Genomic DNA, 17,567 nt, shown 5'->3' with positions numbered 1-17,567 from the left:
GGTAACGCCCGTTACATGTCTGTGGCCTGACTGCTCTTGACCCGTGTCCGTCGTTAGCGTTGTTGACGTGGCTGCGAAGCGAATCCTCATCGTCGGCGCCGGGCACGTCGGGCTCTACGCCGCCCTGCGCCTGTCCAAGAAGCTCCACCTCCACGAGGCTGAGGTCACCGTCGTCGACCCCCAGCCGCACATGACCTACCAGCCCTTCCTGCCCGAGTCGGCGGCCGGCAACATCTCGCCCCGGCACACGGTGGTGCCGCTGCGGCGCGAGCTCAAGCGCTGCCACGTGCTGTCCGGCACGGTCACGAGCATCGAGCACGCGCGGAAGGTCGCCATCGTCCAGCCGATCACCGGCCCGGCCCGCGAGGTGCCGTATGACCACATCGTGGTGGCGCCCGGCTCGGTGTCGCGCACGCTGCCGATTCCCGGCCTGCGTGAGCAGGCGGTCGGCTTCAAGACCATCGGCGAGGCCATCTACCTGCGCAACAGCGTGCTCGACCGGCTCGACGTCGCGGTCACGACCTCCGACCCGGCGACCCGCCGGCGCGCGCTGACCTTCGTCTTCGTCGGCGGCGGCTACGCCGGCATCGAGGCCCTGGCCGAGATGGAGGACATGGTCCGCGGCGCGTTGCGTTACTACCCGGAGATCCCGAAGGACGAGGTCCACTTCGTCCTCGTCGAGGCCGCCAACCGGATCCTGCCCGAGGTCGGCGCGGAGATGGGTGCCTACACCGTCGTCCAGCTCACCAGGCGCAATATCGACATCCGGCTCAGCACGCGGCTCGAGTCGTGTGTCGACGGCGTCGTCGAGCTCTCCGACGGCGACCGCTTCGAGGCCGACACCATCGTGTGGACCGCCGGCGTCAAGCCGCACCCGATGCTCCAGGACACCGACCTGCCGCGCAACCAGCGCGGTGCGATCACCTGCAAGGCGACGCTGCAGGTCGTCGACGCCGACGGCAATGTGGTCGAGGGCGCCTGGAGTGCCGGCGACTGCGCCGCGGTGCCCGACCTGACCGCCGACGAGCCCGGCGCGCTGTGCTCGCCGAGCGCGCAGCACGCGGTCCGGCAGGCCTCCCGGCTGGCGGACAACATCGCCGCCGTGGTCCGCGGGCAGGCGCCGGTCGACTACAAGCACAAGCACGTGGGCTCGGTGGCGGGCCTCGGCCTCTACAAGGGCGCGGCGCGGGTCTACGGCATCAAGGTGCGCGGCGTGCCGGCGTGGTTCATGCACAGGACGTATCACCTCAGCCGGATCCCCACCCTGAACCGGAAGATCCGGGTGCTGGTCGACTGGACCCTCCAGCTCTTCCTGCGCCGTGAGGTCGTCGCGCTGGGCTCGCTGCACGAGCCGCGGGAGGCCTTCACGGAGGTCACCCAGCCGATCCCGCTGCCGGTGCGCACCGAGCACGACCGCATCGCGGCCTAGCCGACCGACCGGCTCACGAGCGGGCTCGCCAGACCCAGACGTCGGCGACCCGCTCGCCCGGGCCGAGCAGCGCGTCGAGGGTGTCCTTGAGCACGGCGTGGTTGGGCTGCCAGTCGGCGAGCACAAAACACGACGCGCGCCAGTGGGCGATGTCCCGGCGCAGTGCGATCCGGTCGTTGTCGCCGAGCCCGGGCGGGATGCCGCTCTGCGCGGCCCGTTTGAGCAGCTGAGCCGTCGGCTGGGAGGAGACGCCCACGGCGGCCCGGCCGTCGCGGCCGTACGGGCCGATGAACCACCCCTGCGGCGTGGCGAAGGCGACGCCGGTCGCCGCCGCCCAGCGCATCGCCTGCGGATCCTTCGGGTCGGGCAGCGGCACCGGGACCACCGTGCCGTTCTCGGGGGCGTAGCCCCGCCAGTACCCCTCCGTGAAGAACCGCGGCGCGGCGGGGCGCTCCTGGACGGGCAGCGGCGCCGGCACCAGCGGGGCGAGCGCGGCCACGACGACCATCGGCACGAGCAGGCCGAGGCTCTCGGTCCGGGTGATGGCGGTGTGCACGGCCCAGGCCATGATGTAGGCGATCAGCGGGATGGCGGCCAGGGCGAACCGGGTCGGCAGCGCGGACTCGATCACCGGCAGGCCGGACAGCAGCGCGAACGGGGCCCACTGCTCGGTCTGCCGGTCGTCGATCGCGACCCGTGGGCCGAGCGCGAGCAGGCAGAGCATGATCGTGGTGAACGCGGCCGCGACCACCGTGGCGCGCCGCCACATCCACAGTGTCGCGCCGAGCACCACGAGCAGCACCGGCCAGCCGAAGAAGGCGGTGTACTCCGTGGGCCCGCTGACCAGCTTCGCGGCGTCGTCGCTGCCGGCCAGGGAGAGCGGCGAGATGGTGGTGAAGCTGAGCAGGTCGGCGGAGAAGAAGTCGGGCAGGAACACCCCGCCGTCGGCGCTCTGCGGCCCGTGGAACTGCAGCCAGAGCGGGTAGGCGAGGAGCACGGTCGACAGCCCGCCCGCGACGGCGAGCCCGACGAGGACCGACCGCAGCGGCGGCCGCGCGACGGCGGCGTACACCAGGCCGAACAGGCCCAGCGTGACCGCGGCCAGGAAGAGGACCTCCTCGCCGACGAAGAACTGCGCGGTGATCAACCCGCCGAGCAGCAGCCCGCGCCGGATGACGTGGTCACGCTCGCGGGCCAGCTTCACGACGCACCACACGATCGGCGGGACCAGCCAGGCGGCGGTCATGTGCAGGTGCCCGTTCGACTGCGAGACCATGCCCGGCGCGAACGCGGTGAAGGCGCCGCCGATCCCCGCCGCCAGCCGGTGCATGCCCACGGTCCGGGCGAACAGCAGGTACCATCCGATTCCCGTCGCCGCGAGGTTCACCCCCACAAGGAGGGCGAAGGTGTACGGGACGCCGAAGGCCAGCGTGACCGGCGCGAACAGCAGGCCCATCCCGATGAGCGAGGCGTTGGCCAGCAGGTTGACCCCGTCGGGGGCATTCAGCATGCCCGTGACCAGGCTGAAGTCGCCGCGGTACGCTCGGGTGGCGTAGGCGAGGAACCACTCGTCGAGCGCCTGGTCGTTCGGGTTCAGCGCGAGCGCCCGGCGGGCCGGATCGGCCCAGAGACCGTGCGTCAGCAACGCCGCGGCCAGGGCGAACAGCAGGCCGACGCCGGCGTCCGTGAACCCCTCCTTAGGCCATGCGCGGCGATCACGCAACCCCGGAGCGGTCGATGTTGTGGCCTCCGGCGGCGCCATCTCTGCCTCGTCGGTCTGTGGAGCGCTGGTCACCCGGACGACAGTAACGGCCGTCCCCTTGTCGGTGTTGATGGTTCGTCGGACGGGCTACCGTGAGACGCGTTTCTACGCCCGGGTGGTGGAACGGCAGACACGGCCGCCTTAAAAGCGGCTGCCGCGAGGCGTGCGGGTTCGAACCCCGCCCCGGGCACCTTACACTCGCACGTTCCGCTGTATGGTCGCATTCGCGGTACCCTGGTCGTACATGTGAATGCGACGCCCCTGGAGGCTGATCGTGCAGAGTTCCAATCCGGTGCTCACCCGCCTTGGCGAGGCGGCGCGACAAGAGCGTTCATCGGTGGCGGGTTACGGCACCGGTTACGCACCGGGATATCCACCGCAGGCCGCCCCGAGGACGATGACCCTGGACGACGTTGTCGTCCGGACGGTCGCCCTGCTGGCGATCACGGGCATCGTCGGCGCCGGCGCCTGGGTTCTCTTGCCGGCGGGCAGCGCGGCCACCGCGATCGCCCTCATCGGCTCGGTCGTCGCCGGCCTCGTGCTCGGCCTGGTCATCGCCTTCATGCGGGTGACCAACCCGGCCGTGATCATCGCCTACGCCGCCCTGCAGGGTGTCGCGCTGGGCCTGTTCAGCCGGCAGTATGAGAGCTTCTACGACGGCATCGTCATCCAGGCCGTGATCGGCACTTTCGGCATCTTCGCCATCATGGCGGTGCTCTACAAGCTGCGGGTCCTGCGGGCCACGCCACGCTTCACGAAGATGGTGGTCGGCGCCCTCATCGGCATCGTGGTCCTCAGCCTGGCCAACTTCCTCTTCTATCTTTTTGACGTCAACCTGGGCCTGCGTGAATACAGCGCCACCGGCAAGGTCGGCTGGCTCCCGATCGTCTTCAGCCTGGTCGTGGTCGTGGTCGCCGCGCTGACCTTCATCCTGGACTTCGACGCCGTTGAGCAGGGCGTGCGGCACGGCCTGCCGGAGAAGTACGCGTGGTACTGCTCGTTCGGCATCCTGGTCGGCCTGATCTTCCTGTACTACGAGATCCTGCGCCTGCTGAGCTACTTGCGCCGCTGATGCCCGACGAAGATCAGCTCGGCGCTGCCGTGCGCAAGCTGGTCGGGCAGGTCGCACACTGGACGCCGTCCCGGTGGGCGGCGTCCAGCATGTCCGGGCCTGCCCGGTCCGACCTGGTGCACGACGTGATCCAGTGGCTGGCCGACCGCTCGGCGGAGGCGGAGGGCCGGCCTGCGGTCCAGGTTCCACGCCTGGACAATGATCTGGCGTTGCCGGACCAACTGCGGGTGATCGCCGCGGACCTCTCGAGGTTCGGCTCCCCGGACGACGTGGCCCAGGCCGCGGACCGCGTGAACTCACTGCGCCACGCCCTGTCCTGACCGCCCTTTCACATCGTTGCTCGACCCGGCCGGAGCCGCCTGGTTGCCGTATGCCCGGTGTCTTGCGCCCCGCTCTCTCATGATCGTGGAGCGTTTTGGTCGCTCCAGAGCAGCCAAAACGCTCCACGATCATGGGTGGACGGCTATGTCAGGTGGGCCAGCAGGTCCTGGCGCGTGATGACGCCCGCGGGCTTGCCGTCGATCAGTACCACCGCGGCGTCGGCCTTCTCCAGCAGGGCCACGGCCTCGCCGACCGGCTGGCCGCCGCCGATCATGGGCAGCGGCGACGTCATGTGGCGCTCGACGATGTCGTGGAGGTGGGCCTGGCCGGAGAACAGGGCGTCGAGCAGGTCGCGCTCCGCGATCGAGCCTGCCACCTCGCCCGTGACGACCGGCGGCTCGGCCTTGAGCACCGGCAGCTGGGAGACGCCGTATTCGCGCATGTAGTCGATCGCGTCGCGGACCGTCTCGTTCGGGTGGACGTGCACCATCTCGGGCATCCGCCCGCCCTTGCCGATGAGGACGTCGGCGACCGTGGGGGTCTCCTCGGCGGTACGGAGGAAACCGTAGCGCGCCATCCAATCGTCGTTGAAGATCTTCGACAGGTAGCCGCGGCCGCCGTCGGGCAGCAGCACGACCACCACGGCGTCGGCGGGAGCCTCGCGGGCGACCTTCAGTGCCGCTGCCACCGCCATGCCGCAGGAGCCGCCGACGAGCAGGCCTTCCTCGCGGGCCAGGCAGCGGGTCAGCTCGAACGACTCCTTGTCGGAGACCTCGACGATCTGGTCGCAGATGGTCTTGTCGTACGTGGTCGGCCAGAAGTCCTCGCCCACGCCCTCGACCAGGTACGGCCGGCCGGTCCCGCCCGAATACACCGAGCCCTCCGGGTCGGCGCCGATGATCTGTATCGCGCCGCCGGAGACCTCCTTGAGGTATCGGCCCACGCCGGAGATCGTGCCACCGGTGCCGACACCGGCGACGAAGTGTGTAACCCGGCCGTCGGTCTGCTCCCAGATCTCGGGTCCGGTGGTCTCGTAGTGCGAGCGGGGGTTGGCCGGGTTGGCGTACTGGTCGGGCTTCCACGCCCCGGGGATCTCCCGGGCCAGGCGGTCGGACACGTTGTAGTAGGACCGGGGGTCCTCGGGGGCGACGGCGGTCGGGCAGACGACCACCTCCGCGCCGTAGGCCCGCAGGACGTTCTGCTTGTCCTCGCTGACCTTGTCCGGGCAGACGAACACGCAGCGGTACCCCCGCAGCTGGGCCACCAGCGCCAGCCCGACCCCGGTGTTGCCGGAGGTGGGCTCGACGATCGTCCCGCCCGGCTGGAGCAGGCCGGATTGCTCGGCCTCCTCGACCATGCGCAGCGCGATGCGATCCTTCACGCTGCCGCCGGGGTTCAGGTATTCGACCTTGGCGAGGACCTTGGCGGAGATGCCGGAGGTGACGTTGCGGAGCCGGACGAGGGGGGTGTTGCCCACCAGCTCGACGACGTTGTCGTAGTAGCGCACGTCGCCCAGCGTATAGCCCGAACCGGGGTCACCCGACGACGTGTCCCTGGATGACGCTGTCGCGCTGCTTCTCCCACTCCAGGAAGCGCTCGAGCTCGTCGAGGAGGGCGCCGGCGAAGTATCCCGCGACAGCGACGTCGTCGACGACGCCGAGGACGAGCAGGAAGAGTTCGGGCACGGCGTCGATCGGCGAGACGATGTACACACCGGCGGCGGCGATCATGGCCAGCCGGGCACCGCCGTCGTACTGGCCCTTGAACGTCGCTTTGATCATTCGCGGGATGGCGGCCAGCCGCCTGCCGATCCCCGGCGTGTCCTTCTTGAAGACCCGCACGAGGGCCGTCCACGCCATCCGCCGGCGCAGCGCGCTGTCCGCCATGGTCGTCAGACCTCCCTGGTGGTCCCTGTGGTCCCTGTGGTCCCTGTGGTCCCTGTGGTCCCTCTGAATGTAATGGTGCCCGTCACCATCCAACGGCAACCGTCGCTGGGATCGGCGCGGTAAGAATGACGACATGGATCTCGACGAGGCTCGAGCCGTCCTGGCCGAGCAGCATCGCGCCGTTCTGGCGACAAAACGGCCGGACGGCGGAGTGCAGATGTCGCCGGTACTGGTTGTGGTCGACGACGCCGGCCGGGCGGTGATGAGCAGCCGACTGACGGCGTTCAAGGTGAAGAACCTGCAGCGTGACCCGTGGGCGGCGGTGTGCGTGCTGCCCGACGGCTTTTTCGGTCGCTGGATCCAGGTCGAGGGCGAGGCGGTGATCGTACCGCCGCCGGAGAGTGTCGAAGGTTTGGTCGACTACTACCGGAGGGCAACCGGAGGGGACCATCCCGACTGGGACGACTACCGCGCGGCGATGATTCGTGAACAGAGAGTGCTGATCCAGGTGGAGCTGACCCGGGCGGGACCGGATCGGTCGGGATGAGGACGATCGCCAACCGGACGAATGCCGACGAAAACTTGAGGAGCGGAGATTAGCCTCGGGGTCGCGGTGACCTCGGGGACGGAAGGCGGGGGCGTTGAAGCTTCGGTCAGAGCAGATACGGCGGATAGCCACAGCGGCGGCGGTCGGCGGTGGCGGCATCGCCGGGGCCGGCGTGCTGTTCTACGGGCTGGTGCTCGGGCAGGCGATGCTGGCCCGCAAGACGATCCCGCAGGTGGTCAGCCCGCCGCCGCGCGCCGACGGCACGTACGGCGCCGGCTACGACGGCGAGCCGATCCGCCTGGTGGTGCTCGGCGACTCGTCGGCGGCCGGTTACGGTGCCGAGCTGCCCAGTGAGACCTTCGCCGCGGCGGTGGCCGCCGGCCTGGCCGAGCAGCAGCGGCGGCCGGTCTGGATGCGCTGCCTCGCGGTCGTCGGCGCCGAGTCCAAGGGCCTCCCGCCGCAGGTCGAGGTGGCGCTGCGGCACCGGCCCGACGTGGCGGTCATCTGCGTCGGCGGCAACGACGTCACGCACCGGGTGAGCGTGGTCTCCGCGGTGCGGCACCTGGTCGAGGCGGTGCGCAAACTGCGCGCGGCCGGTGTCGAGGTGGTTGTCGGGACCTGCCCCGACCTGGGCACGATCCGGCCGATCCAGCCACCGCTGCGCTGGCTGGCGCGACACTGGAGCCGGCAGCTCGCCGCCGCGCAGACCATCGCGGTCGTCGAGGCGGGTGGCCGCACGGTGTCGCTCGGCGACCTGCTCGGCGAGCTGTTCTACGCGGAGCCGGACCGGATGTTCAGCTTCGACCGTTTCCACCCGTCCGGAGCCGGTTACCTGGCCGCCGCCCAGGCCGTGTTGCCTACCGTTGTGGCAGCGTTGACGGAGCCGACTCCGGCGGCGGTGACGTCGCTCGTGCCGGGCGAGGGCATCCGTTCCCTGCCGCAGGCGGCTGTCGAGGCCGTGCACCGGCCCGGCACCGAGGTCAGCGCGACCCAGGTCGCCGGCAAGGATCGTGGCCCGGCGGGCCGGTGGGCACAGCTGCGCCACCGGGTATGGCACCGGTTGCCGCAACAGGCCGCGCGGCAGCCCAGTGCCGCACGCAGTGAGGAGCTGACATGAGCGTTGTCCGGCGGCTCGCTCGCCTCGCGACCGTCACGGTGATCGCCGGGACCGTCGGTGGCGCCGCGGTCCTGGCCGCACAGGCGGTCGCGGCCCGGACCCGCACGTATGCGAAGCCCGACATGCGGCTGGCGATGCGTTCGTCGATCGGCGCCGCCGGCAAGCCGCCGCTGCGGCTGGTGCTGCTCGGCGACGCGACCGCGCTCGGCGTCGGCGTCGACCGTGTGGCGGACACCGTCGGCGGCCAGCTCGCCGCGCTGCTCGCCGAGGGTTCGGCCGGTCGACGGGTGGAGCTGTCCAGCGTCGCGGTGGCCGGTTCACGCTCGTCCGACCTGGCCACGCAGGTGGCGCGGGCCCTCGTCGGGCCGAAGCCGGACGTCGCCCTGATGCTCGTCGGCACCAACGACGTGATGCACCTCGGCCGGGCCGTCGACGCCGCCGAGCACCTCGGCGCGGCGTGCCGGCGGCTCCGTGACGCAGGCATTCCCGTGGTGGTCGGCACCTGCCCCGACTTCGGCGCGCTGCGCGCGTTCGCGCCGCCGCTGCGGCAGCTGCTCGGCTTGCGCAGCCGGCGGATGGCCCGCCAGCAGGCGGCCGCCGCCTCGGCGGGCGGCGCGGTGGTCGTCGACCTGGCGGCCCGCACGGGTGCCGTGTTCCGGGCCGACGCGGGCACGCTCTGTCACGACGGGTTCCACCCGTCGGCGGACGGCTACCGGGTCTGGGCCCACGCCCTGCTGCCGGCCGTGGAGGAGGCGACGGCGGTCCGCGGCGCCGCTTGAGAGCGCCTGCAGGGTTTTGTCACAGCCGCTCGCCCGGTTCAGTTACCGCAGAGTAGCGTGAGGTCATGCCGGAAGCTGTCATCGTCGCCACCGCCCGGTCCCCGATCGGCCGTGCCGCCAAGGGATCGTTGCGCGACCTCCGCCCCGACGACCTCGCCGCCACCATCGTCCGGGCCGCACTCGACAAGGTCCCGCAGCTCGACCCGCGGGACATCGAGGACCTCTACCTGGGTTGCGGCCTACCCGGCGGCGAACAGGGCTTCAACATGGCCCGCGTGGTCGGCACGCTGCTCGGCTTCGACCACCTGCCGGGCGCGACCACCACGCGATACTGCGCGTCCTCGCTGCAGACCACCCGCATGGCCTTCCACGCGATCAAGGCCGGCGAGGGTGACGTGTTCATCTCGGCCGGCGTCGAGTGCGTGTCGCGGTATGCGCGCGGCAACTCCGACACGCTGCCCGCCGAGGCGCAGAGCGCGGTCGGCGGCCCCTGGCAGAACCCGCGGTTCGCCGACGCCTACGCCCGCACCACCAAGCGTGCCGAGGGCGGCGCCGACACCTGGCACGACCCGCGCGAGGACGGCGCATTGCCCGACGTCTACATCGCCATGGGCCAGACCGCGGAGAACCTCGCCGAGATCGAGGGCGTGACCCGCGAGGAGATGGACGAGTTCGGCGTCCGCTCGCAGAACCTCGCCGAAGCGGCGATCAGGAGTGGCTTCTGGGCCCGCGAGATCACGCCGGTGACGACGCCGTCCGGTGACGTGGTGTCGACCGACGACGGCCCCCGCGCCGGCGTGACGCTTGAGGGTGTCGCCGCCCTCAAGCCGGTGTTCCGCCCCGACGGCCGCGTCACGGCGGGCAACTGCTGCCCGCTCAACGACGGTGCCGCGGCCGTGGTCATCATGAGCGACGTCAAGGCGCGGGAGCTCGGCATCACGCCGCTGGCACGCATCGTGTCGACCGGCGTCACCGCGATGTCGCCGGAGATCATGGGCATCGGCCCGGTCGAGGCCTCCCGCAGCGCCCTCAAGCGCGCCGGCATGACGGTCGACGACGTCGACCTCGTCGAGATCAACGAAGCGTTCGCCGCGCAGGTCATCCCGTCGTACCGCAACCTCGGCATCCCGCTGGAGAAGCTCAACGTCAACGGCGGCGCGATCGCGGTCGGCCATCCGTTCGGCATGACGGGCGCCCGCATCACCGGCACGCTGATCAATTCGCTGCAGTGGCACGACAAGTCGATCGGCCTCGAGACGATGTGCGTCGGCGGCGGTCAGGGCATGGCCATGGTCCTGGAGCGCCTCTCCTAGCCGCAGCTGTGGTGCCTGACAAACCCGGACATCGTGGGAGTGTCGCGGCACCACAAGTACAAGATCAACGTGAGAGAGGCTCGGGGACCGCGGCGACGTCGACCAGCGCACCCTTGCGCAGCACGGTGATCGACAGACGCTGGCCGATCGCCGGGCCGAGCATGAGGCGCTGCACGTCCTGCACACCGATGATCGGGCGGCCGCCCGCGCTGAGCATCACGTCACCGACGTAGAGCCCGGCCTGGCCGGCCGGGCTGCCCGGCACGACCTCGACGAGCCGCAGGCCCTTGCGTTGGCCGGTGCGCTCCACCAGCGGCTGGGGGAGCGTCACCGGTGTGCCGGCCACACCGAGCCAGGCCCGGCGGACCTTCCCGGTCGACATGAGCTCCGACATGATCAGCCGCGTGTTGCTGTTGATCGGCACCGCGAGCCCCAGCCCGATGCCGGCCACGGCGGTGTTGACGCCGACGACCTTGCCGGTCGAGTCGGCCAGCGCGCCGCCCGAGTTGCCCGGGTTGAGCGCGGCGTCGGTCTGGATGACGTCGTCGATGAGGCGCACGTGCCGCCCGTCGTGCACCGGCAGTGAGCGGCCGAGGGCGCTGACCACCCCGGCCGTGACCGAGCCGGCGAGGCCGAGCGGGTTGCCGACGGCGACCACGAGCTGGCCGATGCGCAGGTCGTCGGCGTTGCCGAGCGTCGCCGGCGGCACGCCTGTCTCGCGGATGCGCAGCACCGCCAGATCGGCGAGCGGGTCGGTGCCGACGACGTCGAACCTGGTCTGGATGCCATTGGTGAACTCCGCCAGGCCGCCGTCGGCGCCGGCGACGACGTGGGCGCTGGTCAGGACGAAGCCGTCCGGGGTGTACACGACGGCCGAGCCGGCTCCCTCGCCCCGCGGGCTGCGCACGGTCAGGCTGGCCACGCTCGGCAGCAGGGTTGCCGCCACGCTGGAGACGACCCGGCTGTACGCGTCGAGCGCGTCGATTTCTGGGTCCATGCACGATGGAACACGCCCCGGGCGGCGCACATGCCCGCGCGATTTACGCCAACAGCGATTTCGCCGGCAGGTCGAACCAGCGCAGCGCCTCGAAGTTGGGGGAGACGACGCCGTCCGGCTCGTCGACCGGTGGCAGGGACTCGAACAGGTCGCGGGCGAACCGGAGGTACTCCGACAGGGCGGACTCCGGCGCTCGCTCGTGCCGTGACGGCCAGCGCAGCTCGCCGGCCTCGTCGTAGTGCAGTTCGGACAGCCGCAGTGGTGGCTCGACCAGGCCGTCGCGGTGCTTCCACAGCCCGGAGTACGGATCGAACCGGTACTGCGGCAACAGCGCCCAGCCGTGCGTGGCCACGAGGTGGACCGCGTCCACGATGTACCGGAACACGGCCTCGGAGATGAAGTAGTTGAAGCTGACCCGCACCCAGCCCGGCTTGATCCCCTCGCACCCGGCGATGATCTCCTGCTCGAAGCGGTGCGAGCGCTCGATGTCGATGCCGAGCAGCCGGTGCCCGTAGGGGCCGGCGCACGAGCAGCCGCCTCGCGACTGAATGCCGAAGAGGTCGTTGAGCAGCGCCACGACGAAGTTGTGGTGCAGGTAGCGGCCCCGCGGCCGGCGGATCACGAACGAGACGATCGACAGCCGTGGCGCGTCGAGGTTGCCGAGGATCTCGATGTTCGGGTTGGTCCGCCACGACGCGATCGTCTCGCGCAGGAACCGCTCCTCGAGCCCGCGGATCGTGTCGGTGCCCACCGCCTGCTTGAGCTGGAACACGAGCCCGGCGCGGATCGACTCGACGATCGCCGGGGTGCCGCCCTCCTCACGGTGGGCGGGGTCGGCGATGTAGTGGTGGTCGGTCGGGTTGACGTAGTCGACGGTGCCGCCGCCGGGCACGGTCGGCACCCGGTTGGTGAGGACCTCGCGCCGCACGACCAGCACGCCCGGGGTTCCCGGGCCGCCGACGAACTTGTGCGGCGAGATGAACACGGCGTCCTTGTGCTCGCCCGGCCCCGGCCCGTACATCGCCACGTCGACGTACGGCGCCGCGGCGGCGAAGTCCCAGAAGGACAGTGCGCCGTGCTCGTGCAGCAGCGCCGAGATCGCGCGCGTGTCGCTCACGATGCCGGTGACGTTGGAGGCCGCGGAGAACGAGCCGATCTTCAGCGGCCGCCCGGCGTGGCGCTCCAACTCCGCCCGCAGGCGCGCCAGGTCGATGTGGCCGTCGTGATCCTCCGGGATGACCACGACGTCCGCGATGGACTCCCGCCACGGCAACTCGTTGGAGTGATGCTCGAACGGCCCGATGAACACGACCGGGCGCTCCCCGGCGGGGATCCGTGCCGACAGCTCGTACCGGTCCTCGAGGCCGGCCGGCACCCGCAGGCCCAGGATGTGCACCATCTTGTCGATCGCCGCGGTCGAGCCGGAGCCGGTGAAGATGACCACCGTCTCCGCGTCGCCGCCGACGGCCTCGTTGACGATCTGCCGGGCGTCCTCGCGCAGGCGTGTCGTCTGCAGGCCGGTGCCGGACGATTCCGTGTGGGTGTTGGCGTACCTCGGGAGGACCTCGTCGCGGACGAACCGTTCGATGAAGTCGAGTGCGCGACCGGAGGCGGTGTAGTCCGCGTACGTCACGCGACGGGCGCCGAAGGGGCCCCACATCACTTGGTCGTCGCCGATCACCGCATCGCGGATCCGCGACAAGAGGGGGCTCTCCATGGCGTCATTATGCGGGCAACCGCCGCTGTGCCGGAGGGCTCGATGGTCCGTCTTCCCGTTCGCCACGCCGTCCTCTTTCGAGTGGTCGGACGGATGTCGCACTGCTTGTCCGCCCCGCTGGAGAGCCCGACTGTTTAACGTTTCGTCCGGAGGTTCTCAGGAAGCCTCATGGAGTTTGGGGGTAGGGAAGTTGGTCAGTGTTGACCAGTCCGAGCCAACAGACGTGGTCGATCGACTGTTATGGCGGGACGCCACACAGATCCTGAGCCGGCACAGCGAGTCGGACGACGACGGCCAGTGCCTCTGGTGCGGGCGGGAGTGGCCGTGCGCGCCACGCCGGCTCGCGGAGAACGCCGCCGAGGCGTCCCGGCGGCCGTGGAACGAAGCGTGGACCGCCCGCCACGACCTGTACAGCCTTCGGTCGATGCCCGACTGGCGCATCGATCTCGGTAGCATTCCCCGGTCGCGAGGCGGTTGGCACCGCGCCGGCGGCAACCGGGGAACCTTCCTCTAGCACGATCGTTGATCCAGCGGAGACTTCGGCGCGCCCGCCAGCGCTACGCAGTCCCGCAACACAAAGACCCGCCCGGGTTACGGTCGCCGGCATGCCTCCGCCGGCTCCGAACGCCTCCGGCCAGGCGTCCTCCCCAGGGAACGGGCGGGTCTACCCGGCAGGCGAGGGCACAGATCGTGGTTCCCCCGCATATATCGCGATGATGTGCCCTCGCCTGCCAAAACCCTTCAGGCCCCGGCTCTGTCGGGGCCGTTCTTGTGCCAATTTGAGTAACTCTCAGCTATCACGCTGTTACTTTACGTCATGTAGCTCGTATCCCACTGTGGTGACCACCGGAGGAGACCACAAACATGCACGTGAAGAAGCTCATCGGCGGCTCCCTCGGGAGAGCCACCGCGGTCGCCGGCCTCACCGCCGGCATGCTCGTCGCCACGGCCACCCCGGCCTTCGCCGGCCTGCTCACCCTCAGCAACATCACGGGCCCGCTCACGGGCGGCAACACCGTCACGGCGTTCACCGCTGACGGTACGAAGCCGTACAGCTCGGCCGCGGTCGTCAACGTCCAGCTGCAGTTCTCCGCCGCGGGCACCTGCACTCCGACCTACCAGACGGCGAACGCCACGACCGGCATCGGCGGCACGGCCACGGCGCCGATCATCGCCGTCGGTGTCGGCACCGCAGGCGGCGCGGTCACGCTGATCACGACGAGCAAGATCGCGATCAAGATGCCCACGTTCACCGTGGCCGGCAAGTACGGGCTCTGCGTCTACTCGGGCACCACGGTCGCCGCCACCGGCGTGACGGGCAGCCCGCTGATCTCCAACGCCTCCTACTCCGTCGCCACCCCGTCGACCGCGACGACGATCTCGCCGACCACCGGCCCGGCGCAGGGCGGCACCCTGGTCACGGTGACCGGCACGGCGTTCCCGACGACCGCCGGTTCGATCACGGCGAGCGTCGGCGGCGTGGCCATGACCAACGTGACGCCGATCAACTCGACGACGTTCACGGCCCTCACTCCGGCACACACCGCCGGCGGGCCGTTCACCATCTCGGTGACCACCGCTGGTGGCACCGTGCAGTCGAGCGGCACCTTCACCTTCACCAACGGCATCAGCGTGCTGCCGAACACCGCGCCGAACAGCGCGAACATCACGCTCGACGTGCTCGGCGTGGGCTTCTCCGGGCTGAACTTCGCGTCCACGGCCAACTCGGCCCCGGACTCGGCGACGTTCGACGAGGCCAACGCCCACGTGTACCTGGTCAAGGGCCAGTACGACCCGACCGACAACAGCGGCGCGAAGACCAACGGCCAGGTGATCGAGTGCACCGACGTCATCACGGTCTCGGACAGTGAGCTGCTGTGCTCGTTGAAGCTCAACAACGGCGGCACGTCCAACGCCATCGTCCCCGAAGGCACCTACACGGTGACCGTCGTGGCGAACGGCTCGGTCGGTGCCACCGCGGCCCAGCGCAACCAGTCGATTATCTCCAGCGGTGCGACCTTCACCGTCGCCGCCTACCTGTGATCTGCTGAACGACAAGCGGGGCGCCCCGGCCGGGGCGCCCCGCTTTGTTCTTGTGTGCCGGCCTACCGGAGTTCGTCCCACGCCTCGTCGATCGCGGCGACGCTGATCTCCCGCGACGGGTGCCCGTCGAGGGAGACGGCGACGGTGTAGACGCTCTTCACCGGACTCGTCCGCCAGCAGATCAGCAGCTCGGGCTTCGTGACGACGGGCCCGCCGGGTATGAGCCGCAGCTGCTGCGTGCAGTGCGCGGAGCCGAACGGCTCGCCCTGGCCCGCCACCCAGCCCAGCTCGCGCTGGCCGGTGAGGTCCGTCCGTCCGGACACGACGCGGAGGGTGGCCCGGTCGGTCTGCAGCGAGCCCGTATTGCGGATAGAGATCGCCGGTTCGGCGCCAGGTGTTCCAGGTGTACCGGCTGTGGCGCTCGGGGTGGCGCTCGGGCCGGCACTGCCGGCGGCGTTGGCGCCGGGGCTCGTCGCGCCGCCCGGAGCCGAGCCGGCTCCGGCGGTCGGGCCTGGGCTGTTGCCCGGGCCGGCGCTGCCGCTCTGGCTCGGGCTGCCCGGGCTCATGCCGCCCGGGCCGGAGCTGCTCGGGTTCGCGCTGCTGCTCGGGCTTGCGCTACTGGTCGGGTTTGCGCTGCTGCCCGGGTTCGCGCTGTCGGTCGGGCTTGCGCTGCTGCCCGGGTCGGTGCTGGCGCTCGGGTTGGCGCCGGCGGCTGCCGATGGTGTTTCGGCGCGGGCGGCATCGACGGTCTTCGCCGCATTGGCCCCCTGCTGGGCGGCCGCGCCGGTGGTGGTGAGCACCGCCATGAGTCCGGCCGCGCCCAGAAGTACCGGTCGGGCCCTGAGGCGCCGACCGGTACCGAGGTCGTCGTTGTGCATGCTGGTGATCCTTCGCGGTGATCGATGACCGGTCGCCCTCCTGTTCACGGGCGGTTGGCCCCGAGCCCTCATGATCCCATTTTGTCCGTATATATCCGATCAATTCTCGCGAACTGGCTGCTGGCCGGGTTGCTCGGGACGTTGGATGGGCAGCTGTATCTCGAGCGCGGTGCCCTCGCCGACCGGGCTGCAGAGCGCCATCGTCCCGCCGAGCGCCTCGACGCGGTCGCTGATGCCGATGAGCCCCGAGCCCCGGGTGGGATCCGCGCCACCGACACCGTCGTCGCGGACCGACAGGTGCAACCGGTTGTGCTGGACCGCCGTAGCCACCCGTACCACCGATGCCTCCGCGTGCTTGGCAGCGTTCGCCAGCGTCTCCGCCACGATGTAGTACGCGGCCGCTTCGATGACTTCCGGCAGTCGGCCCTCCAGCTGTACGTCCAATTCGACCGGGACCCCCGATCGCCGGGCGAGTGCCTTGACGGCCGATGACAGGCCGCGGTCGGTGAGGATCGCCGGATGGATGCCACGGGAGATCTCGCGGAGGTCGTCCAGCCCGGCGGCGAGCCCGGTCGCGACCGCGGCGAGCTGCGCCCGGAGCGCGGTCAGCGACTCGGGCACGCTGTCCTGGGCGACCCGCAGCTCCAGCCCGAGCGACAGCAGCCGCTGCTGGACTCCGTCGTGCAGGTCACGCTCGATCTTCCGGCGGGTCTGGTCGGTGGCGAGCACCGCCCGGGTCCGTGAGGCGACCAGGTCGGTGCGCGCCTGCGCGTTGGCGATCGCGGTGGCGACCAGTTCGGTGTAGTCGGCCAGGCGCGCCTCGGCGTCGAGGGGGAGCGGATCGTCGCGGGTCATGGAGGCCGTGACGGCGCCCCAGAGGCGCCCTTCGACATAGACCGGCGCGCCGACCGCCGAGCGGATCCCCTCCTCGTGCAGGAATTCGGCGAGCGGACCGGAGCGGTCGGCGTATGTGTCCATGCGGGCGGCGCGGCCGGTGCGGTGTACCAGTGCCGAGACACTGCGCCCCTGGAGCGAGATACGGGTGCCGGTCGGCAGGAGCGGCCCGGGCCAGCCCCAGGTGGAGACGATGACGGCTCGGCCGTCGGGCTCGTACCGGACGATGTTCGCGCCGTCGGCACCGATCAACCGCCCCAGCTCCTCGGTGACCGCGTCGAAGACCTCGTCGGGTGACGTTCCGCGCGCGACGAGGGTGGCCACCCGCCGTAACGCTGTCTGCGCTTCGACGAGCTGGGCGAGACCGTCGAGGCTGCGCCCGAGGGAGGCTCCGAGGAGATTGAGGGACCGCCCGAGCCGGCTGATCTCCAACAGCCCGGTCTCGATCAGCCGTGGGTCGAGCCGTCCGCCGGCAAGGTGGTCCGCGATGGTGGCCGTCTTCCGGACGGGTTCGACAACCGCGATGATGAGATAGGTTGCGACGAGGGCGACGGCGACGCCCGCAGCGGCCAGCCCGACGAAGATTCCGATGGCGGCCGTCTCGAGGGGTCGTTCCCGGGCGAGCGACAGCCCGAGTGCCACGCCGACCAGCAGCACGACGGCAACCCCGGCGACGGCCAACCAATGGACCGGCCCGCGAAACGGCACGCTTCATCCTCGGCACAAATGGTGAGATTTGCCCACACCATGCAAAGGTGATGCGCGACCGCCTGCTGGCGTGCGATAACCGTGCCCCGGGATTCGACTGCTTT

General features: G+C 70.7%; 16 protein-coding genes and 1 tRNA gene. 10 read left to right on the top strand and 7 right to left on the bottom strand.

The window, feature by feature from the left end; all coding sequences use genetic code 11:
- The first annotated feature begins 67 nt into the window (after positions 1-67).
- A complete protein-coding gene (locus Dfulv_RS43680; RefSeq protein WP_259859693.1) occupies positions 68-1,429 on the top strand; it encodes an NAD(P)/FAD-dependent oxidoreductase in 1,362 nt (453 codons plus the stop codon).
- A 13-nt stretch (positions 1,430-1,442) separates the two neighbouring features.
- Here Dfulv_RS43680 and Dfulv_RS43675 read toward each other — a convergent pair whose 3' ends face one another.
- Complete coding sequence (locus Dfulv_RS43675; RefSeq protein WP_259859692.1) at positions 1,443-3,224, bottom strand: hypothetical protein; 1,782 nt, start codon at positions 3,222-3,224, stop codon at positions 1,443-1,445.
- Between the two features lie 76 nt (positions 3,225-3,300).
- Between Dfulv_RS43675 and Dfulv_RS43670 the strand changes: the two genes are divergently transcribed.
- The 3 genes from Dfulv_RS43670 to Dfulv_RS43660 all read left to right on the top strand — a co-directional run bounded on the left by Dfulv_RS43670 (position 3,301) and on the right by Dfulv_RS43660 (position 4,583).
- Positions 3,301-3,381, top strand: a tRNA-Leu gene (locus tag Dfulv_RS43670).
- 84 nt (positions 3,382-3,465) lie between these two features.
- Positions 3,466-4,263, top strand: coding sequence for a Bax inhibitor-1/YccA family protein (locus Dfulv_RS43665; RefSeq protein WP_259859691.1), 798 nt, complete (start codon positions 3,466-3,468; stop codon positions 4,261-4,263).
- A complete protein-coding gene (locus Dfulv_RS43660; protein ID WP_259859690.1) occupies positions 4,263-4,583 on the top strand; it encodes a hypothetical protein in 321 nt (106 codons plus the stop codon). Before Dfulv_RS43665 ends, Dfulv_RS43660 begins: the two co-directional genes overlap by 1 nt.
- Positions 4,584-4,726: 143 nt before the next feature.
- Here the strand turns inward: Dfulv_RS43660 and Dfulv_RS43655 are convergent, their stop codons facing one another.
- Positions 4,727-6,091 carry a cystathionine beta-synthase gene (locus Dfulv_RS43655; RefSeq protein ID WP_259859689.1) on the bottom strand — a complete coding sequence of 455 codons (1,365 nt, stop codon included), beginning with the start codon at positions 6,089-6,091 and terminating at the stop codon, positions 4,727-4,729.
- A 28-nt stretch (positions 6,092-6,119) separates the two neighbouring features.
- Positions 6,120-6,470 carry a YkvA family protein gene (locus Dfulv_RS43650; RefSeq protein ID WP_259859688.1) on the bottom strand — a complete coding sequence of 117 codons (351 nt, stop codon included), beginning with the start codon at positions 6,468-6,470 and terminating at the stop codon, positions 6,120-6,122.
- Between the two features lie 133 nt (positions 6,471-6,603).
- On the opposite strand from Dfulv_RS43650, the gene Dfulv_RS43645 reads away from it, so the two are divergent.
- The 4 genes from Dfulv_RS43645 (at position 6,604) to Dfulv_RS43630 (ending at position 10,226) form a co-directional block, all read left to right on the top strand.
- Positions 6,604-7,017 carry a PPOX class F420-dependent oxidoreductase gene (locus Dfulv_RS43645; RefSeq protein WP_259859687.1) on the top strand — a complete coding sequence of 138 codons (414 nt, stop codon included), beginning with the start codon at positions 6,604-6,606 and terminating at the stop codon, positions 7,015-7,017.
- A 94-nt stretch (positions 7,018-7,111) separates the two neighbouring features.
- Complete coding sequence (locus Dfulv_RS43640; RefSeq protein WP_406567882.1) at positions 7,112-8,134, top strand: SGNH/GDSL hydrolase family protein; 1,023 nt, start codon at positions 7,112-7,114, stop codon at positions 8,132-8,134.
- Positions 8,131-8,913, top strand: coding sequence for an SGNH/GDSL hydrolase family protein (locus tag Dfulv_RS43635; protein WP_259859686.1), 783 nt, complete (start codon positions 8,131-8,133; stop codon positions 8,911-8,913). The genes Dfulv_RS43640 and Dfulv_RS43635 overlap by 4 nt, the downstream gene beginning before the upstream one ends.
- Positions 8,914-8,978: 65 nt before the next feature.
- The gene (locus Dfulv_RS43630; RefSeq protein WP_259859685.1) at positions 8,979-10,226 is read left to right on the top strand and encodes an acetyl-CoA C-acetyltransferase; all 1,248 of its coding nucleotides are present in this window, start codon (positions 8,979-8,981) and stop codon (positions 10,224-10,226) included.
- 64 nt (positions 10,227-10,290) lie between these two features.
- Here the strand turns inward: Dfulv_RS43630 and Dfulv_RS43625 are convergent, their stop codons facing one another.
- Positions 10,291-11,223, bottom strand: a complete 933-nt coding sequence (locus Dfulv_RS43625) for a S1C family serine protease (protein ID WP_259859684.1) — start codon at positions 11,221-11,223, stop codon at positions 10,291-10,293.
- 43 nt (positions 11,224-11,266) lie between these two features.
- Positions 11,267-12,940: an aminotransferase class V-fold PLP-dependent enzyme gene (locus Dfulv_RS43620; RefSeq protein ID WP_259859683.1), complete on the bottom strand. Its 1,674-nt coding sequence runs from the start codon at positions 12,938-12,940 to the stop codon at positions 11,267-11,269.
- Between the two features lie 864 nt (positions 12,941-13,804).
- Between Dfulv_RS43620 and Dfulv_RS43615 the strand changes: the two genes are divergently transcribed.
- On the top strand, positions 13,805-14,983 hold the full coding sequence (locus tag Dfulv_RS43615; protein WP_259859682.1) for an IPT/TIG domain-containing protein: 1,179 nt from the start codon (positions 13,805-13,807) through the stop codon (positions 14,981-14,983).
- Positions 14,984-15,045: 62 nt separating this feature from the next.
- Here Dfulv_RS43615 and Dfulv_RS43610 read toward each other — a convergent pair whose 3' ends face one another.
- Positions 15,046-15,306, bottom strand: coding sequence for a hypothetical protein (locus Dfulv_RS43610; protein WP_259859681.1), 261 nt, complete (start codon positions 15,304-15,306; stop codon positions 15,046-15,048).
- 91 nt (positions 15,307-15,397) lie between these two features.
- Between Dfulv_RS43610 and Dfulv_RS43605 the strand changes: the two genes are divergently transcribed.
- Positions 15,398-15,889, top strand: coding sequence for a hypothetical protein (locus Dfulv_RS43605; protein WP_259859680.1), 492 nt, complete (start codon positions 15,398-15,400; stop codon positions 15,887-15,889).
- Positions 15,890-15,960: 71 nt separating this feature from the next.
- On the opposite strand, the gene Dfulv_RS43600 is transcribed toward Dfulv_RS43605, so the two are convergent.
- Entirely contained in the window at positions 15,961-17,463 is a 1,503-nt protein-coding gene (locus tag Dfulv_RS43600; RefSeq protein WP_259859679.1) for a GAF domain-containing protein, read from the bottom strand.
- Between the last annotated feature and the right edge of the window lie 104 nt (positions 17,464-17,567).

Source organism: Dactylosporangium fulvum (assembly GCF_025137375.1).
Classification (GTDB): Bacteria; Actinomycetota; Actinomycetes; order Mycobacteriales; family Micromonosporaceae; genus Dactylosporangium; species Dactylosporangium fulvum.
The sequence above is the reverse complement of the archived record's forward strand: the minus strand, read 5'-3'. Positions and strand labels throughout refer to the sequence as shown.